General features: G+C 74.7%; 20 protein-coding genes. 6 read left to right on the top strand and 14 right to left on the bottom strand.

The window, feature by feature from the left end:
- The first annotated feature begins 45 nt into the window (after positions 1-45).
- From zwf to FJQ57_RS00505, 4 genes are read left to right on the top strand one after another with little or no spacing between them, the layout of a single operon-like run.
- On the top strand, positions 46-1,530 hold the full coding sequence (gene zwf, locus FJQ57_RS00520) for a glucose-6-phosphate dehydrogenase (protein ID WP_246081521.1): 1,485 nt from the start codon (positions 46-48) through the stop codon (positions 1,528-1,530).
- The gene (gene edd, locus FJQ57_RS00515) at positions 1,523-3,409 is read left to right on the top strand and encodes a phosphogluconate dehydratase (RefSeq protein WP_246081520.1); all 1,887 of its coding nucleotides are present in this window, start codon (positions 1,523-1,525) and stop codon (positions 3,407-3,409) included. Before zwf ends, edd begins: the two co-directional genes overlap by 8 nt.
- The gene (gene eda / locus FJQ57_RS00510; RefSeq protein ID WP_139977321.1) at positions 3,399-4,034 is read left to right on the top strand and encodes a bifunctional 4-hydroxy-2-oxoglutarate aldolase/2-dehydro-3-deoxy-phosphogluconate aldolase; all 636 of its coding nucleotides are present in this window, start codon (positions 3,399-3,401) and stop codon (positions 4,032-4,034) included. Before edd ends, eda begins: the two co-directional genes overlap by 11 nt.
- 23 nt (positions 4,035-4,057) lie before the next feature.
- Positions 4,058-5,086: an LLM class flavin-dependent oxidoreductase gene (locus FJQ57_RS00505; RefSeq protein WP_139977320.1), complete on the top strand. Its 1,029-nt coding sequence runs from the start codon at positions 4,058-4,060 to the stop codon at positions 5,084-5,086.
- A gap of 40 nt (positions 5,087-5,126) precedes the next feature.
- On the opposite strand, the gene FJQ57_RS00500 is transcribed toward FJQ57_RS00505, so the two are convergent.
- The 14 genes from FJQ57_RS00500 to FJQ57_RS00440 form a co-directional block, all read right to left on the bottom strand.
- On the bottom strand, positions 5,127-6,128 hold the full coding sequence (locus FJQ57_RS00500; RefSeq protein ID WP_246081519.1) for an aldo/keto reductase: 1,002 nt from the start codon (positions 6,126-6,128) through the stop codon (positions 5,127-5,129).
- Between the two features lie 46 nt (positions 6,129-6,174).
- The gene (locus tag FJQ57_RS00495; RefSeq protein WP_139977319.1) at positions 6,175-6,906 is read right to left on the bottom strand and encodes a hypothetical protein; all 732 of its coding nucleotides are present in this window, start codon (positions 6,904-6,906) and stop codon (positions 6,175-6,177) included.
- A gap of 35 nt (positions 6,907-6,941) precedes the next feature.
- Positions 6,942-7,478 (bottom strand): hypothetical protein, encoded by a 537-nt coding sequence (locus FJQ57_RS22125; RefSeq protein WP_170219202.1) that lies wholly within the window; start codon positions 7,476-7,478, stop codon positions 6,942-6,944.
- Between the two features lie 51 nt (positions 7,479-7,529).
- Positions 7,530-7,658 carry a TIGR03032 family protein gene (locus FJQ57_RS23145; protein ID WP_246081518.1) on the bottom strand — a complete coding sequence of 43 codons (129 nt, stop codon included), beginning with the start codon at positions 7,656-7,658 and terminating at the stop codon, positions 7,530-7,532.
- A 49-nt stretch (positions 7,659-7,707) separates the two neighbouring features.
- The gene (locus FJQ57_RS00480) at positions 7,708-8,895 is read right to left on the bottom strand and encodes a zinc-dependent alcohol dehydrogenase (RefSeq protein ID WP_139977318.1); all 1,188 of its coding nucleotides are present in this window, start codon (positions 8,893-8,895) and stop codon (positions 7,708-7,710) included.
- Between the two features lie 35 nt (positions 8,896-8,930).
- Entirely contained in the window at positions 8,931-9,512 is a 582-nt protein-coding gene (locus tag FJQ57_RS00475; protein WP_139977317.1) for a cysteine hydrolase family protein, read from the bottom strand.
- A 101-nt stretch (positions 9,513-9,613) separates the two neighbouring features.
- Positions 9,614-10,054 (bottom strand): glycosyltransferase, encoded by a 441-nt coding sequence (locus FJQ57_RS22815; protein WP_342775374.1) that lies wholly within the window; start codon positions 10,052-10,054, stop codon positions 9,614-9,616.
- Positions 10,055-10,070: 16 nt separating this feature from the next.
- Positions 10,071-10,760 (bottom strand): glycosyltransferase family protein, encoded by a 690-nt coding sequence (locus tag FJQ57_RS22810; RefSeq protein ID WP_211348698.1) that lies wholly within the window; start codon positions 10,758-10,760, stop codon positions 10,071-10,073.
- Positions 10,761-10,795: 35 nt separating this feature from the next.
- On the bottom strand, positions 10,796-11,488 hold the full coding sequence (locus FJQ57_RS00465) for a GAF and ANTAR domain-containing protein (protein WP_139977316.1): 693 nt from the start codon (positions 11,486-11,488) through the stop codon (positions 10,796-10,798).
- Positions 11,489-11,549: 61 nt separating this feature from the next.
- Positions 11,550-13,196 (bottom strand): phytoene desaturase family protein, encoded by a 1,647-nt coding sequence (locus tag FJQ57_RS00460; protein WP_211348697.1) that lies wholly within the window; start codon positions 13,194-13,196, stop codon positions 11,550-11,552.
- Positions 13,193-13,627 carry an SRPBCC family protein gene (locus FJQ57_RS00455; protein ID WP_139977315.1) on the bottom strand — a complete coding sequence of 145 codons (435 nt, stop codon included), beginning with the start codon at positions 13,625-13,627 and terminating at the stop codon, positions 13,193-13,195. Before FJQ57_RS00455 ends, FJQ57_RS00460 begins: the two co-directional genes overlap by 4 nt.
- Positions 13,624-14,577 (bottom strand): sigma-70 family RNA polymerase sigma factor, encoded by a 954-nt coding sequence (locus FJQ57_RS00450; RefSeq protein ID WP_246081517.1) that lies wholly within the window; start codon positions 14,575-14,577, stop codon positions 13,624-13,626. Before FJQ57_RS00450 ends, FJQ57_RS00455 begins: the two co-directional genes overlap by 4 nt.
- A gap of 178 nt (positions 14,578-14,755) precedes the next feature.
- Positions 14,756-15,805, bottom strand: coding sequence for a YihY/virulence factor BrkB family protein (locus FJQ57_RS00445; protein WP_139977314.1), 1,050 nt, complete (start codon positions 15,803-15,805; stop codon positions 14,756-14,758).
- On the bottom strand, positions 15,802-16,344 hold the full coding sequence (locus FJQ57_RS00440) for a pyridoxamine 5'-phosphate oxidase family protein (RefSeq protein WP_139977313.1): 543 nt from the start codon (positions 16,342-16,344) through the stop codon (positions 15,802-15,804). Before FJQ57_RS00440 ends, FJQ57_RS00445 begins: the two co-directional genes overlap by 4 nt.
- Before the next feature lie 162 nt (positions 16,345-16,506).
- Between FJQ57_RS00440 and FJQ57_RS00435 the strand changes: the two genes are divergently transcribed.
- Both FJQ57_RS00435 and FJQ57_RS00430 read left to right on the top strand, forming a co-directional pair.
- On the top strand, positions 16,507-17,574 hold the full coding sequence (locus FJQ57_RS00435; RefSeq protein ID WP_139977312.1) for a carboxylate-amine ligase: 1,068 nt from the start codon (positions 16,507-16,509) through the stop codon (positions 17,572-17,574).
- A gap of 37 nt (positions 17,575-17,611) precedes the next feature.
- Complete coding sequence (locus tag FJQ57_RS00430) at positions 17,612-18,478, top strand: 3-hydroxybutyryl-CoA dehydrogenase (RefSeq protein ID WP_139977311.1); 867 nt, start codon at positions 17,612-17,614, stop codon at positions 18,476-18,478.
- Positions 18,479-18,815 lie beyond the last annotated feature (337 nt).

Below are 18,815 nucleotides of genomic sequence, written 5' to 3'. Positions count from 1 at the left end.
GAAAGCCTGCTTGTGCAAGACAGTCATTGGTCCTACCGTCGTCGGGTGACTTCTTCCGACCCCACCGCGATGCCCCCCTGCGACTTCACCGTCGTCGGCGCCACCGGTGACCTGGCGCTGCGCAAGCTGCTCCCGGCCATGTACCACCGCGAGGTCGAGGGCCAGCTCGCCCCCGAGTCCCGCGTGATCGGCGTCTCGCGCTCCGAGCACACCGACGAGTCCTACCGCGCGATCGCCCGCGCCGCCCTCGAGCAGCACGTGGCCGACCGCGACCCGGTGGTCGTCGACCGGCTGCTCGCGCGCCTGCACTACCTCAGCCTCGACGCCTCCACCGGCGACGACTGGCACCTGCTGCACGGCCTGCTCAAGGAGTCCACCGCTCCCGGCACCGTGCGGGTCTTCTACCTCGCCGTCGCCCCGGCCATGTTCGGCCCGATCTGCGAGCGCCTCGACGAGGCCGGCTGCGTCGATGCGACCTCGCGCGTGGTCATGGAGAAGCCGATCGGCACCGACCTCGCCTCCGCCCACGCCGTCAACGACGCCGTCGGTGCGGTCTTCGAGGAGCACCAGATCTACCGGATCGACCACTACCTCGGGAAGGAGAGCGTGCAGAACCTCCTGGTCACCCGCTTCGCCAACACCTTCCTCGAGCCGCTGTGGAACTCCCGCTGGGTCGACCACGTGCAGATCACCGTCTCCGAGACCCTCGGCGTCGGCACCCGCGGCGGCTACTACGACACCTCCGGCGCGCTGCGCGACATGGTGCAGAACCACCTGCTGCAGCTGCTCTGCCTCACGGCCATGGAGCCCCCGACGTACGTCGGCAGCGAGAGCGTGCGCGACGAGAAGCTCAAGGTGCTCCAGGCCCTCAAGCCCATGAGCCCCGAGGACGTCGACCGCGACACCGTGCGCGGCCGCTACGGCCAGGGCCTGGTCGCCGGCGAGGCCGTGCCGTCCTACACCGAGGACCTCGGCCGCCCCGGCAGCGCCACCGAGACCTACGTCGCGATCCGCGCCGAGGTGCAGAACTGGCGCTGGGCCGGCGTCCCGTTCTACCTGCGCACCGGCAAGCGGATGGACCGCAAGCTCTCCGAGATCGTGGTGGTCTTCAAGGAGCCGCCGCACGCGATGTTCCCCCACCACGAGGGCGTGCAGACCCCCAACCGGCTGCACATCCAGGTCCAGCCCGACGAGGGCATGCGCCTGCACATGACGGCCAAGGAGCCGGGTCCGGGCGGGTTCCGCTTCAAGCCGGTCTCGCTCGACCTGTCCTACGCCTCGGCGTTCGACGCCCGGATGCCCGACGCCTACGAGCGGCTGCTCATGGACGTCGTGCGCGGCAACCCGACCCTGTTCATGCGCCGCGACGAGGTCGAGGCCGCCTGGTCGTGGGTCGAGCCCATCCTCCAGCGCTGGGCGGTCACCGCCGAGCGCCCCAAGCGCTACCCGGCCGGCACCAGCGGGCCGTTCGCCGCCGCCGCGCTCCTCGAGCGCGACGGCCGACACTGGCAGGAGTCCGACCTTGACTGAGCGCACCCCCACCCCCGCGATGCACCCCGTCGTCGCCGCGGTCACCCGTCGCATCGTCGAGCGCAGCGCGACCACGCGCACCGCCTACCTCGAGCGCATCCGCGCCGCGGGCGCCCGCCGCGAGCCGGCCCGCACCGACCTCGGCTGCGCCAACCTCGCCCACGGCTTCGCCGCCTCCGAGGCGCTGGACAAGCTGGCCCTGCGCGGTCGGGTCAAGCCCAACCTGGCCATCGTCACCAGCTACAACGACATGCTCTCGGCCCACCAGCCGTACGGCGACTACCCGCCGGTGCTCAAGAAGGCCGCCGCGCGGGCCGGTGGCCTCGCGCAGGTCGCGGGCGGCGTGCCGGCCATGTGCGACGGCATCACCCAGGGCCGCGACGGCATGCAGCTGAGCCTCTACAGCCGCGACGTCATCGCCATGTCGGCCGCGATCGCGCTCAGCCACGACATGTTCGACGGCGCGCTCATGCTCGGCGTGTGCGACAAGATCGTGCCCGGCCTGCTCATCGGGGCCCTGTCCTTCGGCCACCTGCCGACGGTGTTCGTGCCCGCCGGCCCGATGGCCTCCGGGCTGCCCAACGCCGAGAAGGCCCAGGTGCGCCAGCTGCACGCCGAGGGCAAGGTCGGTCGCGCGGAGCTGCTCGAGGCCGAGGCGGCGTCGTACCACTCGAAGGGCACGTGCACCTTCTACGGCACGGCCAACTCCAACCAGCTGCTGATGGAGGTGCTCGGCCTGCACCTGCCGGGCTCGTCCTTCGTCAACCCCGGCACCCCGCTGCGCGAGGCGCTCACCGACGCCGCCGCGGCCCGTGCCGTGGCCATCACGCGGCAGGGCGGCGACCCGACGCCGATCGGTGAGATCGTCGACGAGAGGGCCATCGTCAACGCCTGCGTGGCCCTGCTGGCCAGCGGCGGGTCGACCAACCACACGATGCACCTGGTGGCCATCGCCCGCGCCGCCGGCGTCGACCTCACCTGGGACGACCTGGCCGAGCTGTCGGCGGTCGTGCCGTCGCTGTGCCGCATCTACCCCAACGGCCAGGCCGACGTGAACCACTTCCACGCCGCCGGCGGCATCGCCTTCCTCGTGCACACCCTGCTCCGCGCGGGCCTGGTGCACGGCGACGTGCTCACGATCATGGGCCGCGGCCTCGAGCACTACACGCGCGAGCCCGTGCTCCGGGGCGACGCGCTGTCGTGGGAGGAGGGCCCCAAGGCCAGCCTCGACCGCGACGTCCTGCGTCCGGCCGACGACCCGTTCGCCCCCGACGGCGGCGTCAAGGTCGTCCGCGGCGCCCTCGGCACGGCGGTGGTCAAGACCTCCGCGGTCAAGCCCGAGCACCGTGTCGTCACCGCACCGGCGATGGTCTTCGACGACCAGGCCGACCTGCTGGCGGCGTTCGCCGAGGGCCGCCTCGACGGCCGCGACCTCGTCGCCGTCGTCCGCTACCAGGGCCCGGCCGCCAACGGCATGCCCGAGCTGCACAAGCTCACCCCCTGCCTCGGCGTCCTGCAGGACCGCGGCCAGAAGGTCGCCGTCGTCACCGACGGCCGCATGTCCGGCGCGTCCGGCAAGGTGCCCGCCGCCATCCACGTCACCCCCGAGGCCGCCGTCGGCGGCCTGCTCTCCCGGGTGCGCGACGGCGACGTCATCACCGTCGACGCCGACCGCGGGGTGCTCCACATCGAGGACGCGTACGCCGTCCAGCAGCGTCGACCCACCGGCTCGGCCCCGGAGGGCCCGGCCTGGGCAGGCACCGGGCGCGAGCTGTTCGCGGCCTTCCGCGCCACCGTCGGCGCGGCCGACGCCGGCGCGTCCATCTTCCCCACCCACCCCGCCCCGGCGGCTCCCTCGGAGGTCCCCGTTGTCGTCTGACCACGTCTTCTACGACTCCCTGCTCGACGTCGTCCCGGTCCTGCCGGTCGTCGTGGTCCACCGCGTCGAGGACGCGGTCGACATCGCCCGGGCGCTGGCCGCCGGCGGCCTGCCCGCCATCGAGCTGACCCTGCGCACGCCGGTCGCCCTGGACGCCATCGAGGCCGTCGCCACCGCGGTGCCCGACGTGCTGGTCGGCGCGGGCACGGTCGTCACGCCGGGCCAGGCCAAGCAGGCGCACGACGCCGGCGCGCAGTTCCTGGTCTCCCCCGGCTCGACGCCGACCCTGCTGGGCGCGATGCGCGAGACCGGGCTGCCGTTCCTGCCCGGCGTCGCCACCGTCTCGGAGGTCCTGGCCGTGCTCGAGTCCGGGCAGACCGAGATGAAGCTGTTCCCGGCCGAGGCCTCCGGCGGGCGGGCGTTCCTGTCCTCGGTCGCCTCCCCCGTCCCGGCCGCGCGCTTCTGCCCGACCGGCGGGGTCACCGCCGCCTCGGCGTCCGACTACCTCGCGCTGCCCAACGTCGGCTGCGTCGGCGGCTCCTGGCTCACCCCCGGCGACCTCGTCGCCGCCCGTGCCTGGGACGCCATCACCGACCTGGCCGAGGAGGCCGCGGCGCTCGGCTGACGCGCGGCTGCCAGACTCGACGGATGCACGTCGGCGTCGACAGCTTCGTCTCCCGGGTCACCGACCCGTCCACCGGCCACGTGGTGGGCCCCGCCGAGCGGATGGCCCACCTCCTCGAGGAGATCGAGCTGGCCGACTCCTCGGGCCTGTACTCCTTCGGCATCGGGGAGCACCACCGCGAGGAGTACTACGACTCCGCCCCTCCGGTGATCCTGGCCGCGGCCGCCGCGCGCACCACGCGCATCCGTCTCGGCAGCGCCGTGGCCGTGCTGAGCGCCAACGACCCGGTGCGGGTCTTCCAGCAGTTCGCCACCCTCGACCTCGTCTCGGGCGGACGCATCGACCTGGTCGTGGGGCGCGGGTCGTTCACCGAGGCCTTCCCGCTCTTCGGCCTCGACCTGGCCGACTACGACGACCTCTTCGCCGAGAAGCTCGAGCTGCTCCTGCAGCTGCGGGAGTCACCGCGGGTCACCTGGTCCGGCCGGCACCGCCCCGCCCTGACTGGCCAGGGCGTCTACCCGCGGCCCCTGCAGGACCCGCTGCCGATCTGGGTCGGCGTCGGCGGCACGCCCGAGTCGTTCGTGCGCGCCGGCCTCCTCGGCCTGCCGCTGATGGTCGCGATCATCGGCGGCGAGCCCCGCCGCTTCGCCCCGCTCGTCGACCTCTACCGCCGCGCCGGCGCCGAGGCCGGCCACGACCCGGCGACGCTGCAGGTCGGCCTGCACGTCTTCGGGTACGTCGGCGAGAGCCGTCAGCAGGCGGCCGACACGATCTTCCCGGGGTGGCTGGAGATGTTCACCTCGCACTCCCGCGAGCGCGGGTTCCCCCCGCCCAACCGAGCGCAGTTCGACGCCACCAGCGGCCCCGACGGCGCCTTCTTCCTCGGCAGCCCCGACGAGATCGTCACCAAGCTCGGCCGCGTCGCCGACCAGCTCGGCGGCGTCGACCGCATCGCGATCCAGATGACCAACCCCCGCCTCGCCCACGACGACCTGCTCCGCGGCATCGAGCTGCTCGGCACCGAGGTCGCGCCCCGCGTCGCCGACGTCTGAGCGGGCGAGGCCGAGGACCACCACGTGGGTGGTGGTCCACCTACCAGCGCTCGTGCACCTGCGCCCGGATGCGGGCGTCGTACAGGTCGCGGACGGCGGTGAGGAAGGCGTCGGGCAGCGGGCCGAGCTCGCCGGCGGCGGCGTTGGCGCGGGCCTGGTCGGCGTTGCGGGCGCCGGGGATGACCGTCGTGCACCCGGGCTGCTGCCAGCACCAGGCGATCGCGGCCTGCGCGGGCGTGGCGTCGGGGACGTGCTCGCGCACCAGGTCGACGAACGACTGCGCGGCCTCGACGCCGGTGTCGTAGTCGACGCCGGAGAAGGTCTCGCCGACGTCGAAGGCGCTGCCGTCGCGGTTGTAGCTGCGGTGGTCGTCGGCGGCGAAGGTGGTGCTGCGGTCGTAGCGACCCGACAGCAGGCCGCTGGCCAGCGGCACCCGCGCGAGGATGCCGACGCCGGCCTCGGCCGCGGCGGGCAGCACCTCGTCGAGGGGCTTGAGCCGGAACGCGTTGAGGATGATCTGCACCGACGCGACGTGCGGGCGGGCGATGGCCGACAGGGCCTGGGCAGCGGTCTCGACGCTGACGCCGTAGGCCGCGATCGAGCCGTCGGCGACCATCGCGTCGAGGGCGTCGTAGGTCGCGTCGTCGTCGATGGTCGCGCTGGGCGGGCAGTGCAGCTGGACCAGGTCGAGGGTGTCGACGCCGAGGTTGCGGCGCGAGCGGTCGACCCACTGGCGGAAGTGCTCGGCGCGGTAGTTCTCCGGCACCTGGTCCATGCGTCGGCCCATCTTGGTGGCGACGGTGAAGCCGGCGTCGGGGTGGTCGGCGAGGAAGGCGCCGATCACGGTCTCGCTGCGGCCGTCGCCGTACACGTCGGCGGTGTCGTACAGGGTGACCCCGGCCTCGGCGGAGGCCTCGAGCACGGCCCGGGCGTCGGCCTCGGAGACGTCGCCCCAGTCGGCCCCCAGCTGCCAGGTGCCGAGTCCGACGACCGAGACCTCGCGGCCGGTCCTGCCCAGGGTGCGCTGCTCCATGCTGACCATGCCGTCACGGTATCCACGGCGGCGCGACCGACCGGGTCCGGGGCGATCAGGAGGGGCGGGCGTCCCGGGCCTCGACGGCACCCTCGCCGGGCCCGAACCGGAGCGCCAGCGCCACCCCCCGCCCGGCGGCCACGGCCAGCAGCGCGGTGACCAGCAGCACCGACCCCACCAGCTCCAGGGTCTCCTCGGCGGTCATGGTCGTCAGGTACGGCGCGGTGTAGCCACGCACGTCGACGTCGGTGTCGACCACGAGGCCGCCGAGCATCTCGAGCACGACCGCGCCGGCGACGTACACACCGACGGCGACCAGGAACCGGCGGCGGACGACCGGTTCGAGCGAGCGCACCAGCGGGGCGAGGTAGGCGGCGCTGGCGACGAGCGCCAGCAGCGCCGGGATCACCCACGCGAAGTGGAACAGGCCGAGGTCGGTGCCCAGCGCCCGGCGCAGCGGACCGGTGGCGAGGTCGTGGAGCTGGGCGGTCTCGTCGATCGACATCAGGGCGAGCAGCCCGGCCAGCACCCACCAGCGCCGTGCGGCGGCCGGCCCGTCGGCGCGGGACCCCGCGGCCACCGCGGCCGCGACCCCGGCGGCGAGGAGCAGCAGGAACGAGCCCCACCACGAGGTCAGGTTGCCCTCGGCGTTGAGGTCGACCTGGCGCAGCGGCCCGGTCAGCCGCGTGGCCCCGAGCAGCCGGTCGGCCGCCAGCGCCGCGAGGTGGAGCGCGACGAGGACGGCGGTGACCAGGCCCAGCACGCGCGGGAGCCGGGTCGAGGACATCCGCCGAGGCTAGACCGTGCGGGCCGAGCCCGGGCTCAGCAGGTGAAGGTGGCCTCGACCTGCACCTGCTCGTCGGTGCCGATCTCGGCCGCGGGCGCGTCGACGGTGGCGCCGGACCCGTCCGGGGCGACGTCGACCTCGCCCTCCCCGAAGGCGACCGCGAAGGACCGTCCGTCGACGAGCAGGATGACCGACGGGTCGTCGAACCCGTTGCCGGTCGAGGCCAGCGTCAGCATGGTGTCGCCGTCGATGCCCTGGTACGTCGCGGGCGGCGCCACGTCGCTCTCGCTGGTGTCGACCCTGCCCTCCCCCGACCACGACTGGTCGACGGCCCCGGTCAGGGTCACCTCGGCGTCGCAGGGTTCGCCCTGCATCGCCGGGACCGTGCCGCCCTGGCCGTCGGGGACGCCTCCCTCGGCACCCGAGCCGCCGACGCCGCTGCCGTTGTCGTCACCCCCGCAGCCGGCGAGCGGGAGGCCGAGGAGGGCAGTGGCGACGACGGTGGCGGCGAGGCGGGCGGCGCGGGTGCTGCGGGCGGCGCGGGTGCTGCGGGCGGCGCGGGTGGCGGTCATGGGCCGAGGGTGGCCCGGGGCCCTTCGGGTGCGGTGAGGGAAAGGTTCGGGTCAGGCCTGCGGCGGGGGCAGGAGGAACGTGTCGGTCGCGACCTCGGACGCGGCGTCGAGGATCTCGGGAAACCGGATGCCGGGGAGCAGGGAGACGTCGTAGATCTCCTGGACGGCGTCCTCGAACACAGCCGGTCCACAGGTCTGGACCGGCCGCGGGCGGCCGGGTCGGGGCGGGTCAGGGACGGAAGACGACCTTGACCATCCCGTCCTCCTTGTCGCGGAACTTCCGGTACGCCGTCGGCGCCTCGTCCAGCGGGAGGTGGTGGGTGGCGAAGCCCTCGACACCGAGCACGTCCTCGTCGCGCTGCAGGAGGTCGAGGATGTCGTCGCTCCACCGGTGCACGTTGGCCTGGCCCATGCGCAGCTGGAGCTGCTTGTCGAAGAGCTGGAGCATCGGCATGGGCGACGCGGCGCCGCCGTACACGCCGGAGATGGAGACGGTGCCGCCGCGGCGGACGGCCTCGAAGGTCGTGTAGAGGGCGTCGAGGCGGTCGGAGCCGGCGTTCTGCATGACCATCTCGGCCAGCTTCTTGGGCAGGAAGCGCAACGACTTCTGCGCGGCCTCGGCCACGGGCGACCCGTGTGCCTCCATGCCGACGGCGTCGATGGCGGCGTCGGCGCCGCGGCCGTCGGTGAGCTCGCGGACCCGGTCGGGCACGTCGTCGGCGTCGATCTCGGAGGTGTCGATGACCTCGCCGCCGCGGGCGGTGATGCGGGCCAGCCGCTCGGCGACGCTGTCGACCACGATGACCCGGAGGCCGCGGTGCTTGGCGATCCGGGCGCACATGTCGCCGATGGGACCGGCGCCCATGACGAGCAGGGTGCCGCCGTCCGGCGTGTCGGCGTACTCCACGGCCTGCCAGGAGGTGGGGAGCACGTCGGAGAGGTAGAGGAACCGGTCGTCGGAGGGACCGTCGGGGATCTTGATCGGCAGCGTGTCGCCGAACGGGACCCGCAGCGCCTCGGCCTGGCCGCCCGGCACCTGGCCGTAGAGCTTGGAGTAGCCGAACAGCGAGGCGCCGGTGCCGTGCTCGCGGTTCTGGGTGGTCTCGCACTGGCTGAACAGCCCGCGGCTGCACATCCAGCAGGTGCCGCAGGAGACGTTGAACGGGACGACGACGCGGTCGCCCGGGCGCAGGCTCTGCACGTCGGGACCGACGTCCTCGATGACGCCCATCGGCTCGTGCCCGACGATGTCGCCGGGCGTCATGAACGGGGTGAGCGGGTCGTAGAGGTGCAGGTCGCTGCCGCACAGACCGGTCGAGGTGATCCGGACGACCACGTCGGTCGGCTCCTCGATCCGGGCGTCGGGGACGTCGGTGACCTGCATGTCGGTGCGGCCCTGCCAGGTGACTGCCTTCATGGGGTCCGGTGCCCCCGGGCCCGGGGGCCCGACCCTCACCCCTGGGGGCCCCTGCCCGCGTCGTCGCGCCAGCGCCCGGCGACCTCGGCCGCGGTGGCGACGTCCTGGCGGTACTGCTTCCGCGCGCGCTGCAGCGCCTCGTCGTGCAGGCTCCACTCGATCGAGGCCGTGGCGTCGCTGACGAGCGTGACGGCCAGGTCGTGGGCGAACGCGTCCACCGCCGTCCCGACGATGCACGACTCGGTCGAGACCCCTGCCAGGACGACGTGGTCGACCCCGAGGTCGCGGAGCCGGTCGGCGAGGTCGGTGCCGAAGAACGCGCTGTCCCGGGTCTTGGTCACCACCGGCACGTCCGGTCCCAGGTCGAGGCCGGGCACCGGCTCGACGCCCTCGGTGCCGGCCATCACCGGCCCCCCGCCGTCCTCGTGCATCGAGATCGTCCAGGTCGACCCGCCGGGGTCGTGCTCGGTGCGCACCTCCAGCACCGGTACGCCGCCCGCCCGCGCCGCCGCCGCGAGCCCGTTGGTCGTCGCCACCAGGTCGTCACGGCAGCGCTCGAGCTCCCCGTCGGCGAAGTAGTCGCGCTGCAGGTCGATGACGACGAGGGCCTCGGTCATCCCCCGCGGTTGCCGCCCTCGGGGCCGTGCAGCCTCGCCCGGAGGGGCGAGCGGTCAGGAGACCGGTCGTCGTGCGCGTTGGTCGGGCGGACCCCCGCCGCTCAGACCGAGGCGGCCGCCTCGAGGGCAGCGACCGCGGCGGCCGCGTCGGGCAGCGACCGGACCTCGTCGGCGACGGCGGCGCACCGCCGCGCGACGTCGGGGTCGGCGAGGAGGGCTCCGGCCTGCTCGGCGACCTCGGCGGCGGTCACCGCGACCGCGTCGAGCACGGAGGCGACGCCGAGCTCCCGGGCTCGTCGTGCGTTGTGCGGCTGGTCGGCGCCCAGGGGCACCAGGAGCGAGGGGAGGCCGTGCGCGAGGGCCGCGACCAGGCTGCCCGACCCGCCGTGCGAGACCACGAGGTCGACGGCGGGGAGCACCTCGTCCTGGGGCACGAACCGCTCGACGCGCACGTGCGGCGGCTGCGGGCCGAGGTCGGCGGGGTCGATACCGGTGCCCACCGTGGCGACCACGTCGACGTCGAGCCGGGCCAGCCCGGCCAGCAGCCGCTCGAACAGGTCACCCGACCCGCCGTTGAAGATGGTGCCGAGGGTGACGTAGACCCCCGGGGCGATCCCGGCTCGCGCAGCGGGCGGGGAGCACCGTGGTCCGGTAGGCCAGGGGCTCCCGCGGCAACCGGAGCGGCGCGTCCGGGCTGCGGAACGACGGCGGCGCCTGGGTGAGCTGGAGACCGGTGGTCAACCGGTCGAGGTCGGGGTCGGGCGGCAGCCCGTGGTCGGTGCGCACGGCGTCGAGGACGGGCGCGACGAGGCCGGGCCGCACGAGCAGGCCCGAGGCCAGCACCAGGTGGCAGGCGACCGGGATGCCGAGCAGCTCGGCGGCGATCGTCGTGCCGAGGTCGGTCTCGTCGCGCAGCACGAGGTCGGGCCGGAACGCCTCGATCACGTCAGGCACCGCGGCAGCCATCCGCCGGGCGCCGCGGTCGGCGAAGTTGGCGGCGAGCTCGACCTCGGCCGCGTGCGCGTCCATCACCTCCAGCGGGCTGCGGGCCGGGCTCGCGGGCGGCGCCGCGTGGTGGGCCGGGGCGCTGGTGGCGTACGCCGCGAACCCGGCCTCCTCGATGCGCGGCACGAGCCCGCCGGAACCGGCGATCGCGACCTCGTGCCCGGCGTCGCGCGCGGCGCACGCGAGCGGGAGCAGCGGGGCGAGGTGGCCGAGCCCGCCGACGAAGGTGATGAGCAGCCGCACCCCGCCAGCCAACCACCCGCGTCCGGGTGGTCGCCTCAGTGCTCGGGCAGCGCCCGCGTCTCGACGATGCCGGAGGCGACGTCGCGCAGCTTGGTCTCGGTGGTCGACGACAGGCGTCGCAGCAGCTCGAAGCTCTGCTGCTCGTCGAGGCCGTAGCGCTCCATCACGATGCCCTGGGCCAGGCCGATGGTGTGCCGGGTGCCGAGCGCGGTCTGCAGGTTGGTGACGAGTCGGGCGGAGTTGAGGGCGCTGGCGGCGTGCATCGCGTAGATCACCGCGACGTCGATGGCGTCGGGGTCGGCGAAGCCGCCGGTCTCGCGGCAGTAGAGGTTGAGCGCGCCGACGGGACTGGTGCCGTCGGAGGCCAGCAGCTGGACGCTCAGCAGCGACCGCACGCCGAGCTCGGCGGCGGCGGCGCCCCAGCGCGGCCACCGCGGGTCGCTGCGCACGTCGCCGCTGCGGATCCACGACGCGCCCTCGGCGGCGGCCAGGCACGGCCCCTGCCCCAGCGCGTACTGCGCCGCGTCGGCCTGCTCGGCGACCTCGCCCGTCGCGGCGAGGGTGCGGTGGCCCTCGCGGCCGCGGACGGTGAGGCTGACCTCCTCGGCGTCGACCAGGAGGTCGGCGAGCCGGTGCACCACCGTGCGCGCGGTCGGGCCCTCCGCCGACTCGGCGTGCAGCTCGGCGGCGATGGCCGCGAACGCGGCCGAGCTCTCGGGCAGGTCCATCAGGAACCCCTCGGGTGGTCGGTCCGCCGTGGGGGGACGGCGTACCCCCCAGGGTAGGGCTTCACCGGCGGCGACCTCGCCCCAGGCGCAGCGGCCCACGGGCGAGCGGGGCGAGGCGGTGGGCGGCGATCGCGGCGCGGGCCGCGTTGTGGCCCGGGGCACCGTGCACGCCGCCGCCGGGGTGGGCGGAGGCTGAGCCGAGGTAGAGGCCCGGCACGCCCGTCCCGGGGCGTCCGAGCATCGCGGGCACCGGCCGCAGCACCAGCTCCTGGTGGATCTGCGCGGTGCCGCCGCCCAGCGACCCGCCGACCAGGCTCGCGTTGCGCTCCTCCAGCTGCGCGGGGCCCAGGACCCGACGGGCGAGCACCCGCTCGGAGAACCCGGGCGCGAGCGCCTCGAGCCGCTCCTGCACCCGGTCGCCCATCCGCTCGCAGTCGTCGTGGTCCCAGGTGCCGGTGATCTCGCCGCGCTCGTCGGTGACGGGGGCGTCGTCCTGCGGCACGTGGGTGTAGGCCCAGAACGACTCGGTGCCGGCCGGCGAGCGGGTGGGATCGCTGGTCGTCATCTGCCCGGTCAGCAGGAACGGCCGGGACGGGATGCGGTGCGCGGCGACGGCGGCCAGCGACAGCGCCATGTCGTCGACGGAGTCGGCCACGTGCACCGTGCCCGCGTCGTACGCCGGCGGGCTGGCCCACGGCACCGGTCCCGACAGCGCCCAGTCGACCTTGACCGTGCCCGGGTCGAGCTCGAAGGAGCGCATCCCCCGGCGCACGCCGGGCGGCACCTCGTGGTCGGCCAGCATGCCCTCGAGGCCACCCCCGCCGAACAGGTGCAGGGCGGAGACGTCGGCGACGACGGCCCGGCGGGCGTCGTACCGCTCCCCGTCGGCGGTGAGCACCGCTCTCGCCCGGCCGCGCTCGACGACGACCCGCGTCACGGCCGCGCCGGTGCGCACCGTGCCGCCCGCGGACTCGAACCGACGCCGCAGCACCGCGGCGAGCTCGCCCGCGCCGCCGACCGGCACCGGGAAGCCGACCGTCTGGCCGAGCATGGTCAGCAGCAGGCCGAACAACCCGGAGCCCGGGGAGCCGATGGGGATGTCGGCGTGGCCGGCGTTGCCGTTGAGGAGCAGGCCCGGCGCGTCGCCGCCGAAGCGGCGGCGGCCGAGGGCGGAGGCCGGCGTGAGCAGGGTGCGCACCAGGTCGAGCCCGCCCGCGCGCGCCAGCGCCGGGAGCAGGCGGACCCCGGTCCGGACGGGCGGGAACGGCGCGGTCAGGCCCTCGACGAGCAGCGGACCGACCCGGTCCCACGTGGCGCACAGGTCGAGCCACGCCTCGCCGTCGCCCGGGTGCTGCTCGTCCATGAGCCCGGCGGTGACGTCGCGCTCGCGGTGCAGCACCGCCCAGCGCCCGTCGGGCAGCGGGTGGCCCAGCACCGCCGGGGCGTGCGACCACTCCAGGCCGTGCCGCTCCAGCTCGAGGGGCCGCAGGGCAGCCGAGAGCGGCGCCAGCGGGTAGAACGCGCTGAACGTGTCGTGCACGAAGTCGGGGTGCAGCTCGCGGTCGCTGCGCACCCCGCCCCCGACGGTGTCCTGGGCCTCGAGCAGCAGCACCGACCAGCCGGCGTCGGCGAGGTGGTTGGCGGCCACGAGCCCGTTGGGCCCGCCGCCGACGACCACCGCGTCGTAGGACCGGTCGGGGCCCGTCACGCGCGGTTCTCGGCGAGCAGCCGCAGGCGGCGCAGGGTCTCGCGGTTGCGGGAGGAGATCTGCGGGTCGCGCAGCGGCTTGGGGACGAGCTTGCCGGGGCCGGCGACGACGTCCTCGGCCAGCGTGACCAGGGTGCCCTCGCCGTGCGCCTCGACGCGCAGGTCGACCTCGGCCTCGCCGGCCGGCCAGCCGCGGGCGCGCAGTCGCAGGTGGTGCGGGGCGTCGTTCTCCAGCACCTCGGTGGTGTCGTCGACCAGCGCGGGCCACAGGCCGGCGGAGTGGTGGAGCCGCGCGCCGACGGCCGGCCAGTGGTCGTCGACCTCGCGCATCCGGGAGGCCCCGACGACCCACAGCGGGTAGAGCCAGCCGTCGGCCAGCACGTCCCACACGTGCTGGGGCGTGGCCCGGACGACCTCGTGGCGGGTGCTCATGCGCTGCGCACCCCCTCCAGGCGCGGCCCGGTGGGGGCGGCGTCGAGCCGGGCCCGGCCGAGCGGGGTCACCGGGCGGGCGACGTCGTGGTCGACCGGCGCCTCGGCCCCGACGGCCTGGCGCAGGTCACGCAGCACGCGGGCGAGCAGCCGGGAGACCTGGGTCTGGGTGAGGCCGAGCTCGGTGGCGATCTCGAGCTGGGTGCGCTGCTCGTAGAAGCGCAGGTAGACCAACCGCTGGTCGCGCGCACCGAGCCGGCTCACCGCGGGGGCGAGCAGGCAGCGGGCCTCGGCCGCAGCGCGCTCGTCGCCGGTGTCGGGGAGCAGCTCGCCGAGGGTCGCGGCACCGTCGTCGTCGCCGACGGGCCGGTCGAGGCTGGCCGGGTGGAAGCAGCCGAACGCCGTGACCACCTCGGCGTGCTCCTGGGGGTCCAGGTCGAGGTCGGCGCACACCTCGGCGTCGGTGGGCTCCCGGCCCAGCCGTTCGTGGAGACGGCCGATCGCCGCGTTGACGTGGTGCTGGAGCTCCTGCACCCGCCGCGGCGGGCGGACCATCCACGACCGGTCGCGGAAGTAGCGCTGCACCTCGCCGCGGATGGTCGGCACCGCGAACGTCAGCAGGTCCTCGGCCTGGGCGGTGTCGAACCGGCGCACGGCCTTGACCAGGCCCTCGTACGCCGCCTGCTGGAGGTCTTCCAGCGGCACGCCGCGGTCGCGGTAGCGGGCGGCGACGGCGTCGGCGACGCGACGGTTGATGACCATGACCTGCTCGAGCAGGACGTCCCTCCCGGCCTCGTCACCCGCGGCGTCGCAGGCGCGGGCGGCGTGGACGAGGGCGTCGGTGCGCCGCGACCGCTCGGCCCGGGACAGGCGGGCGGGGTCGGGGACGGGATCGAGCAGGGGGTCGGCCATCAGGGGGTCGGCCGTCAGGGGTGCGATCAGCAGGGTCACGGCAGCGCTCCGAGGGCTCGGAGGAGGGACCGGCCGGTGGTTCCAGCGGTCACGAGAGGGGTGGCTCCGGGCCCCGGGACAGGAGGCGGAGCGGGTGGGACGACGACTCCGAACGTAGCGAGACGGCCGGGTCGCCCCACCCCCTCCACGGGTGGCACGGGTCCACCCCTCGGTCGGCTCAGTCGGCGTCGCGCCGGATCGCCCGCGCCTCGTCGGCGCGCTCGCGCTCCTTGGCCGCCTTCTTGTCCAGCTGCCGGGTGTCGCGGTGCGGCAGCAGGATCTCGTCCTCCGCCGGCTCGCCGCGCTGCAGCTCACGGCCACGCTCGAGCTCGGCGTCGAGCTCCCCACCGAGGAGCAGCGCCACGTTCGTGATCCAGAGCCACAGCAGGAAGACGATGACGCCGGCCAGGGCGCCGTAGGTCTTGTCGTAGGAGGAGAAGTTGGCGACGTAGAAGCCGAAGGCGACGCTGGCCAGCACCCACACCGCGATGGCCAGCACGGCCCCGACGCTGATCCAGCGGAAGCGCGGCGGCCGCACGTTGGGGGTGAAGTAGTAGAGCAGTGCGACGATGAGCACGACGACGGCGAGCAGCACGGGCCACTTGGCGATGTTCCAGACGGTGACCGCGGTGCCGCCGAGACCGATCGCGTCGCCCACGGCGCCGGCGGCCGGTCCGGTGAGCACGAGCGCGGCCAGCACGACCGCGACGAGCACGACGAGCACGGCGGTGAGCAGCAGCATCGCGGGCCGCAGCTTCCAGACCGGGCGGCCCTCGCCCTTCTCGTAGATGCGGTTCATCGCGCGACCGAAGGCGCCGACGTACCCGCTGGCCGACCAGAGCGCGCCGAGCAGACCGATGACGAACGCCGGCCCGGCGGCCTGGGAGGAGCTGAGGTCGCGCAGGGTCGGGCCGATGGACTCGACGACCCCGCCGGCCCCGAGCTGGCGCAGGATGCCGAGCACCTCGTCGACCGCGGCCGTGCCCTGCCCGACCAGGCCCAGCACCGAGGTGAGGGCGATGGCGGCCGGGAAGAGCGCGAGGACCGCGTAGTAGGTCAGCGCGGCGGCGAGGTCGGTGCACTGGTCGTCGCTGAACTCGGCCAGCGTCTGCTTGAGGACGAGCTTCTTGGACCGGCGCGTGAGGTCGGTGGGCGAGTCGGGGTCACGATCGGTGCCCTCGCTGTCCCGGGCACCCGGGGCGCCGCGGCGGTCGACGTCGGTGCTCACGAGAGCCGCTCCGTGTGGTTCTCGGACGGGAACTTGTCGGGGTCGCCGGTGACGGCGGCCCGGACGGCGCCGACGAGCCGCTTGGCGCGGGAACCCGAGGCCTCCCACCACTCGGCGGTCTCGGCGTGCACCTTGACCAGCGTGATGCCGTCGGTGTCGAGGCCGTCGGGGAACCACACCTCGAGCGGGGCGGCCCACAGCTCCTCCATCTTCGCCCGGTCGGTCACGAGCGAGGCGGTGCCGGAGACCGAGGTCCACGCCTGGTGCTTGTCGTCGCTGAAGGCCACGTTGACCTGGGGGTTGGCCTGGACCTGGTGGGCCTTGTCGGAGTCGGCGTAGGCGAAGAACCACAGGTCACCGTCGAACTCGACGTCCTGCAGCGCCATCGGACGGCTCACGTGCCGGCCGTCGGCGGTCATCGTGGTCAGCATGCAGATCCGGGCCGCGTCGACGAGCTCGGCGACCTTGCGCACGCCCTCGGCGGTGTCGTGGCCACCCGGTCCGGACGGGCCGGTGGTGTCGGTGGTGCGGTCGCTCATGGGTCCTCCAGAGGTCGTGGACTGGTCGTGGTGGTACGAGGTGGTGCGAGGTCCCGGTAACCGACGGGCGGGAGCCGATCCCACCCCGGGGAGTGAGGCGCCCGGGCCGCCTCCCTCGCACGGGGGGTGCGGCGGCCCGGGGCCCGGCGGTGCGATGGAGGGGTGCGCCGCATCGGGGTGGAGGAGGAGCTGTGGGTCGTTCACCCCGGCACCCGCCGCGCTGCGCCGCGCGCCCCCGAGGTGCTGGCCGGGACGTCGGCCGACGCCGAGCTGTTCCGCCACCAGGTCGAGGTGCAGAGCCGCCCGGCGACGGACGTGGCCGACGTGGTCGCCGAGCTGCACGGGCACCGGCGCGACGTGCTCGACCGGGCGGCGCAGGTCGGCCTGGCGGTGGCCGCGTCCGGGGTCGTCGTGCTGCCCTCGGCCGACCACGAGGTCAGCGACGACGACCGCTACCGCGACATGCTGCGCCGCTACGGCCCGGTCGCCGAGGGCGGCGGCACCTGCGGCATGCACGTCCACGTCGAGGTGGCCGACGCCGAGGAGGGCGTGCGGGTGCTCGACGCGATCGCCCCGTGGCTGCCGGTGCTGCTCGCCGCGAGCGCCAACTCGCCGTACGCCGGGGGGACCGAGACGGGCTACGCGTCGTGGCGCAGCGAGCTGTGGTCGCGGTGGCCGAGCGCCGGCCCGACCGAGCCGTTCGGCGGCGAGGCGGGCTACCGCGCGGCCGGGGCAGCGCTCGTCGCCTCGGGCGCGGCTCGCGATGCCGGGATGCTCTACTTCGACGCCCGCCTGGCCGAGCAGCAGCCGACGGTCGAGGTGCGGGTCTGCGACGTGGTCACCGACCTCGCCGACGTCGCCGTCCTCGCGGCGCTGGTGCGGGCCCTGGTCGACACCGCCGCCCGCGGCTGCCTGGCCTCCCCGCCCTGGCGCACCGAGCTGCTGCGCGCGGCCCGCTGGCGCGCCGCCCACGACGGGCTGTGCGGCTCGCTGCTGCACCCCGCGTTCCCGGGGTCCAGGCCCTTCGGCGCGGCCGAGGTGCTGCGCGACCTCGTCGACTCCACCAGCCGGGCCCTGGAGGAGGCCGGCGACAGAGCGCTGGTCGAGCGCGGCGTCGAGCGGCTCCTCGCGGCCACCGGCGCGGTGCGCCAGCGGGCGTCGTACGGCAGGCGCGGGTCGCTCGAGGACGTGGTCGACGACCTCGTGCGTCGTACGGCGGCGCCGGCCTGAGGTGGTCCCGCTCGGGAGCGCGGTGTTGACTGGCGAGATGAGTGGCCAGACGAGCAGCGTGGACCGGGTCGGTGTGGTGGGCGGTGGCCTGATGGGGGCCGGCATCGCAGAGGTGAGCGCCCGGGCCGGGCACGACGTGGTCGTCGTCGAGTCGAGCGACGACGCGGCCAAGCGGGCACAGGGTCGGCTCGAGGCCTCCCTCGGCCGCGCCGAGAGCAAGGGCAAGATCGACTCCGCCGCCGCCGTGCTCGACCGGATCCGGGTGCTGACCGACCTCGACTCCCTCGCCGACCGCGAGGTCGTGGTCGAGGCGATCGTGGAGGACGAGGCGGCCAAGGTCGAGCTGTTCCGCCGGCTCGACCAGGTGGTCGAGGCGCCCGAGGCGGTGCTGGCCTCCAACACCTCCTCGATCCCGATCATGAAGCTCGGCGTCGTGACCTCGCGGCCCGCGCAGGTCATCGGCATCCACTTCTTCAACCCGGTGCCGGTGCTGCGGCTCGTCGAGCTCGTGCCGTCGCTGCTGACCTCGAAGGAGACCACCGAGCGCGCCCGGGCGTGGACCCAGGAGCAGCTCGGCAAGAACGCCATCGACTGCCAGGACCGCGCGGGCTTCGTGGTCAACGCCCTGCTGATCCCGTTCATCCTCTCCGCGATCCGGATGGCCGAGTCGGGCTTCGCCTCGGCCGAGGACATCGACCGCGGCCTCGTCCTCGGCGCGGCCCACCCGCAGGGCCCGCTCGCCCTGGCCGACCTGATCGGCCTCGACACGACCAAGGCGGTCGCGGAGTCGCTCTACGAGGAGTTCAAGGAGCCCCTGTACGCCGCCCCGCCGCTCCTGCAGCGGATGGTCGACGCGGGCCTGCTGGGCCGCAAGTCCGGCCGCGGGTTCTACACCTACGACTGACGGTCACCACCGCGCCTCACGGTGGTCGAGGAGGTAGAGGCGCAACCACACGGTGGTCGAGGAAGGCGCGCTGGCGCCTGTCTAGACACACTACCGGCTGCGGTCACGTGGTCTCGAGACGGGACTCCGTCCCTCCTCGACCACCGTGGGTCGAGACCACACGCCCGTTGCGGTCGGGTGGTCTCGAGACGGGACTCCGTCCCTCCTCGACCACCGTGGGTCGGGACCACACCACCCGCCGCGGTCGCGTGGCCTCGAGACGGGACTCCGTCCCCCCTCGACCACCGCGGGGTCGAGGAGGGACGGGGTGCAGCCGAGTCCTCCCGGCCACCGTGGG

This window comes from Nocardioides litoris, assembly GCF_006346315.1.
GTDB classification, from domain to species: Bacteria; Actinomycetota; Actinomycetes; order Propionibacteriales; family Nocardioidaceae; genus Nocardioides; species Nocardioides litoris.
The sequence above is the reverse complement of the archived record's forward strand: the minus strand, read 5'-3'. Positions and strand labels throughout refer to the sequence as shown.

Coding starts and splice junctions, on each gene's coding strand:
- FJQ57_RS00505 (WP_139977320.1), top strand. CDS start 4,058: ATGCACGTCGGCGTCGACAGCTTCGTCTCCCGGGTCACCGACCCGTCC.
- FJQ57_RS00500 (WP_246081519.1), bottom strand. CDS start 6,128: ATGGTCAGCATGGAGCAGCGCACCCTGGGCAGGACCGGCCGCGAGGTC.
- FJQ57_RS00495 (WP_139977319.1), bottom strand. CDS start 6,906: ATGTCCTCGACCCGGCTCCCGCGCGTGCTGGGCCTGGTCACCGCCGTC.
- FJQ57_RS22125 (WP_170219202.1), bottom strand. CDS start 7,478: ATGACCGCCACCCGCGCCGCCCGCAGCACCCGCGCCGCCCGCAGCACC.
- FJQ57_RS00480 (WP_139977318.1), bottom strand. CDS start 8,895: ATGAAGGCAGTCACCTGGCAGGGCCGCACCGACATGCAGGTCACCGAC.
- FJQ57_RS00475 (WP_139977317.1), bottom strand. CDS start 9,512: ATGACCGAGGCCCTCGTCGTCATCGACCTGCAGCGCGACTACTTCGCC.
- FJQ57_RS00465 (WP_139977316.1), bottom strand. CDS start 11,488: ATGGACCTGCCCGAGAGCTCGGCCGCGTTCGCGGCCATCGCCGCCGAG.
- FJQ57_RS00455 (WP_139977315.1), bottom strand. CDS start 13,627: ATGAGCACCCGCCACGAGGTCGTCCGGGCCACGCCCCAGCACGTGTGG.
- FJQ57_RS00440 (WP_139977313.1), bottom strand. CDS start 16,344: ATGAGCGACCGCACCACCGACACCACCGGCCCGTCCGGACCGGGTGGC.
- FJQ57_RS00430 (WP_139977311.1), top strand. CDS start 17,612: ATGAGTGGCCAGACGAGCAGCGTGGACCGGGTCGGTGTGGTGGGCGGT.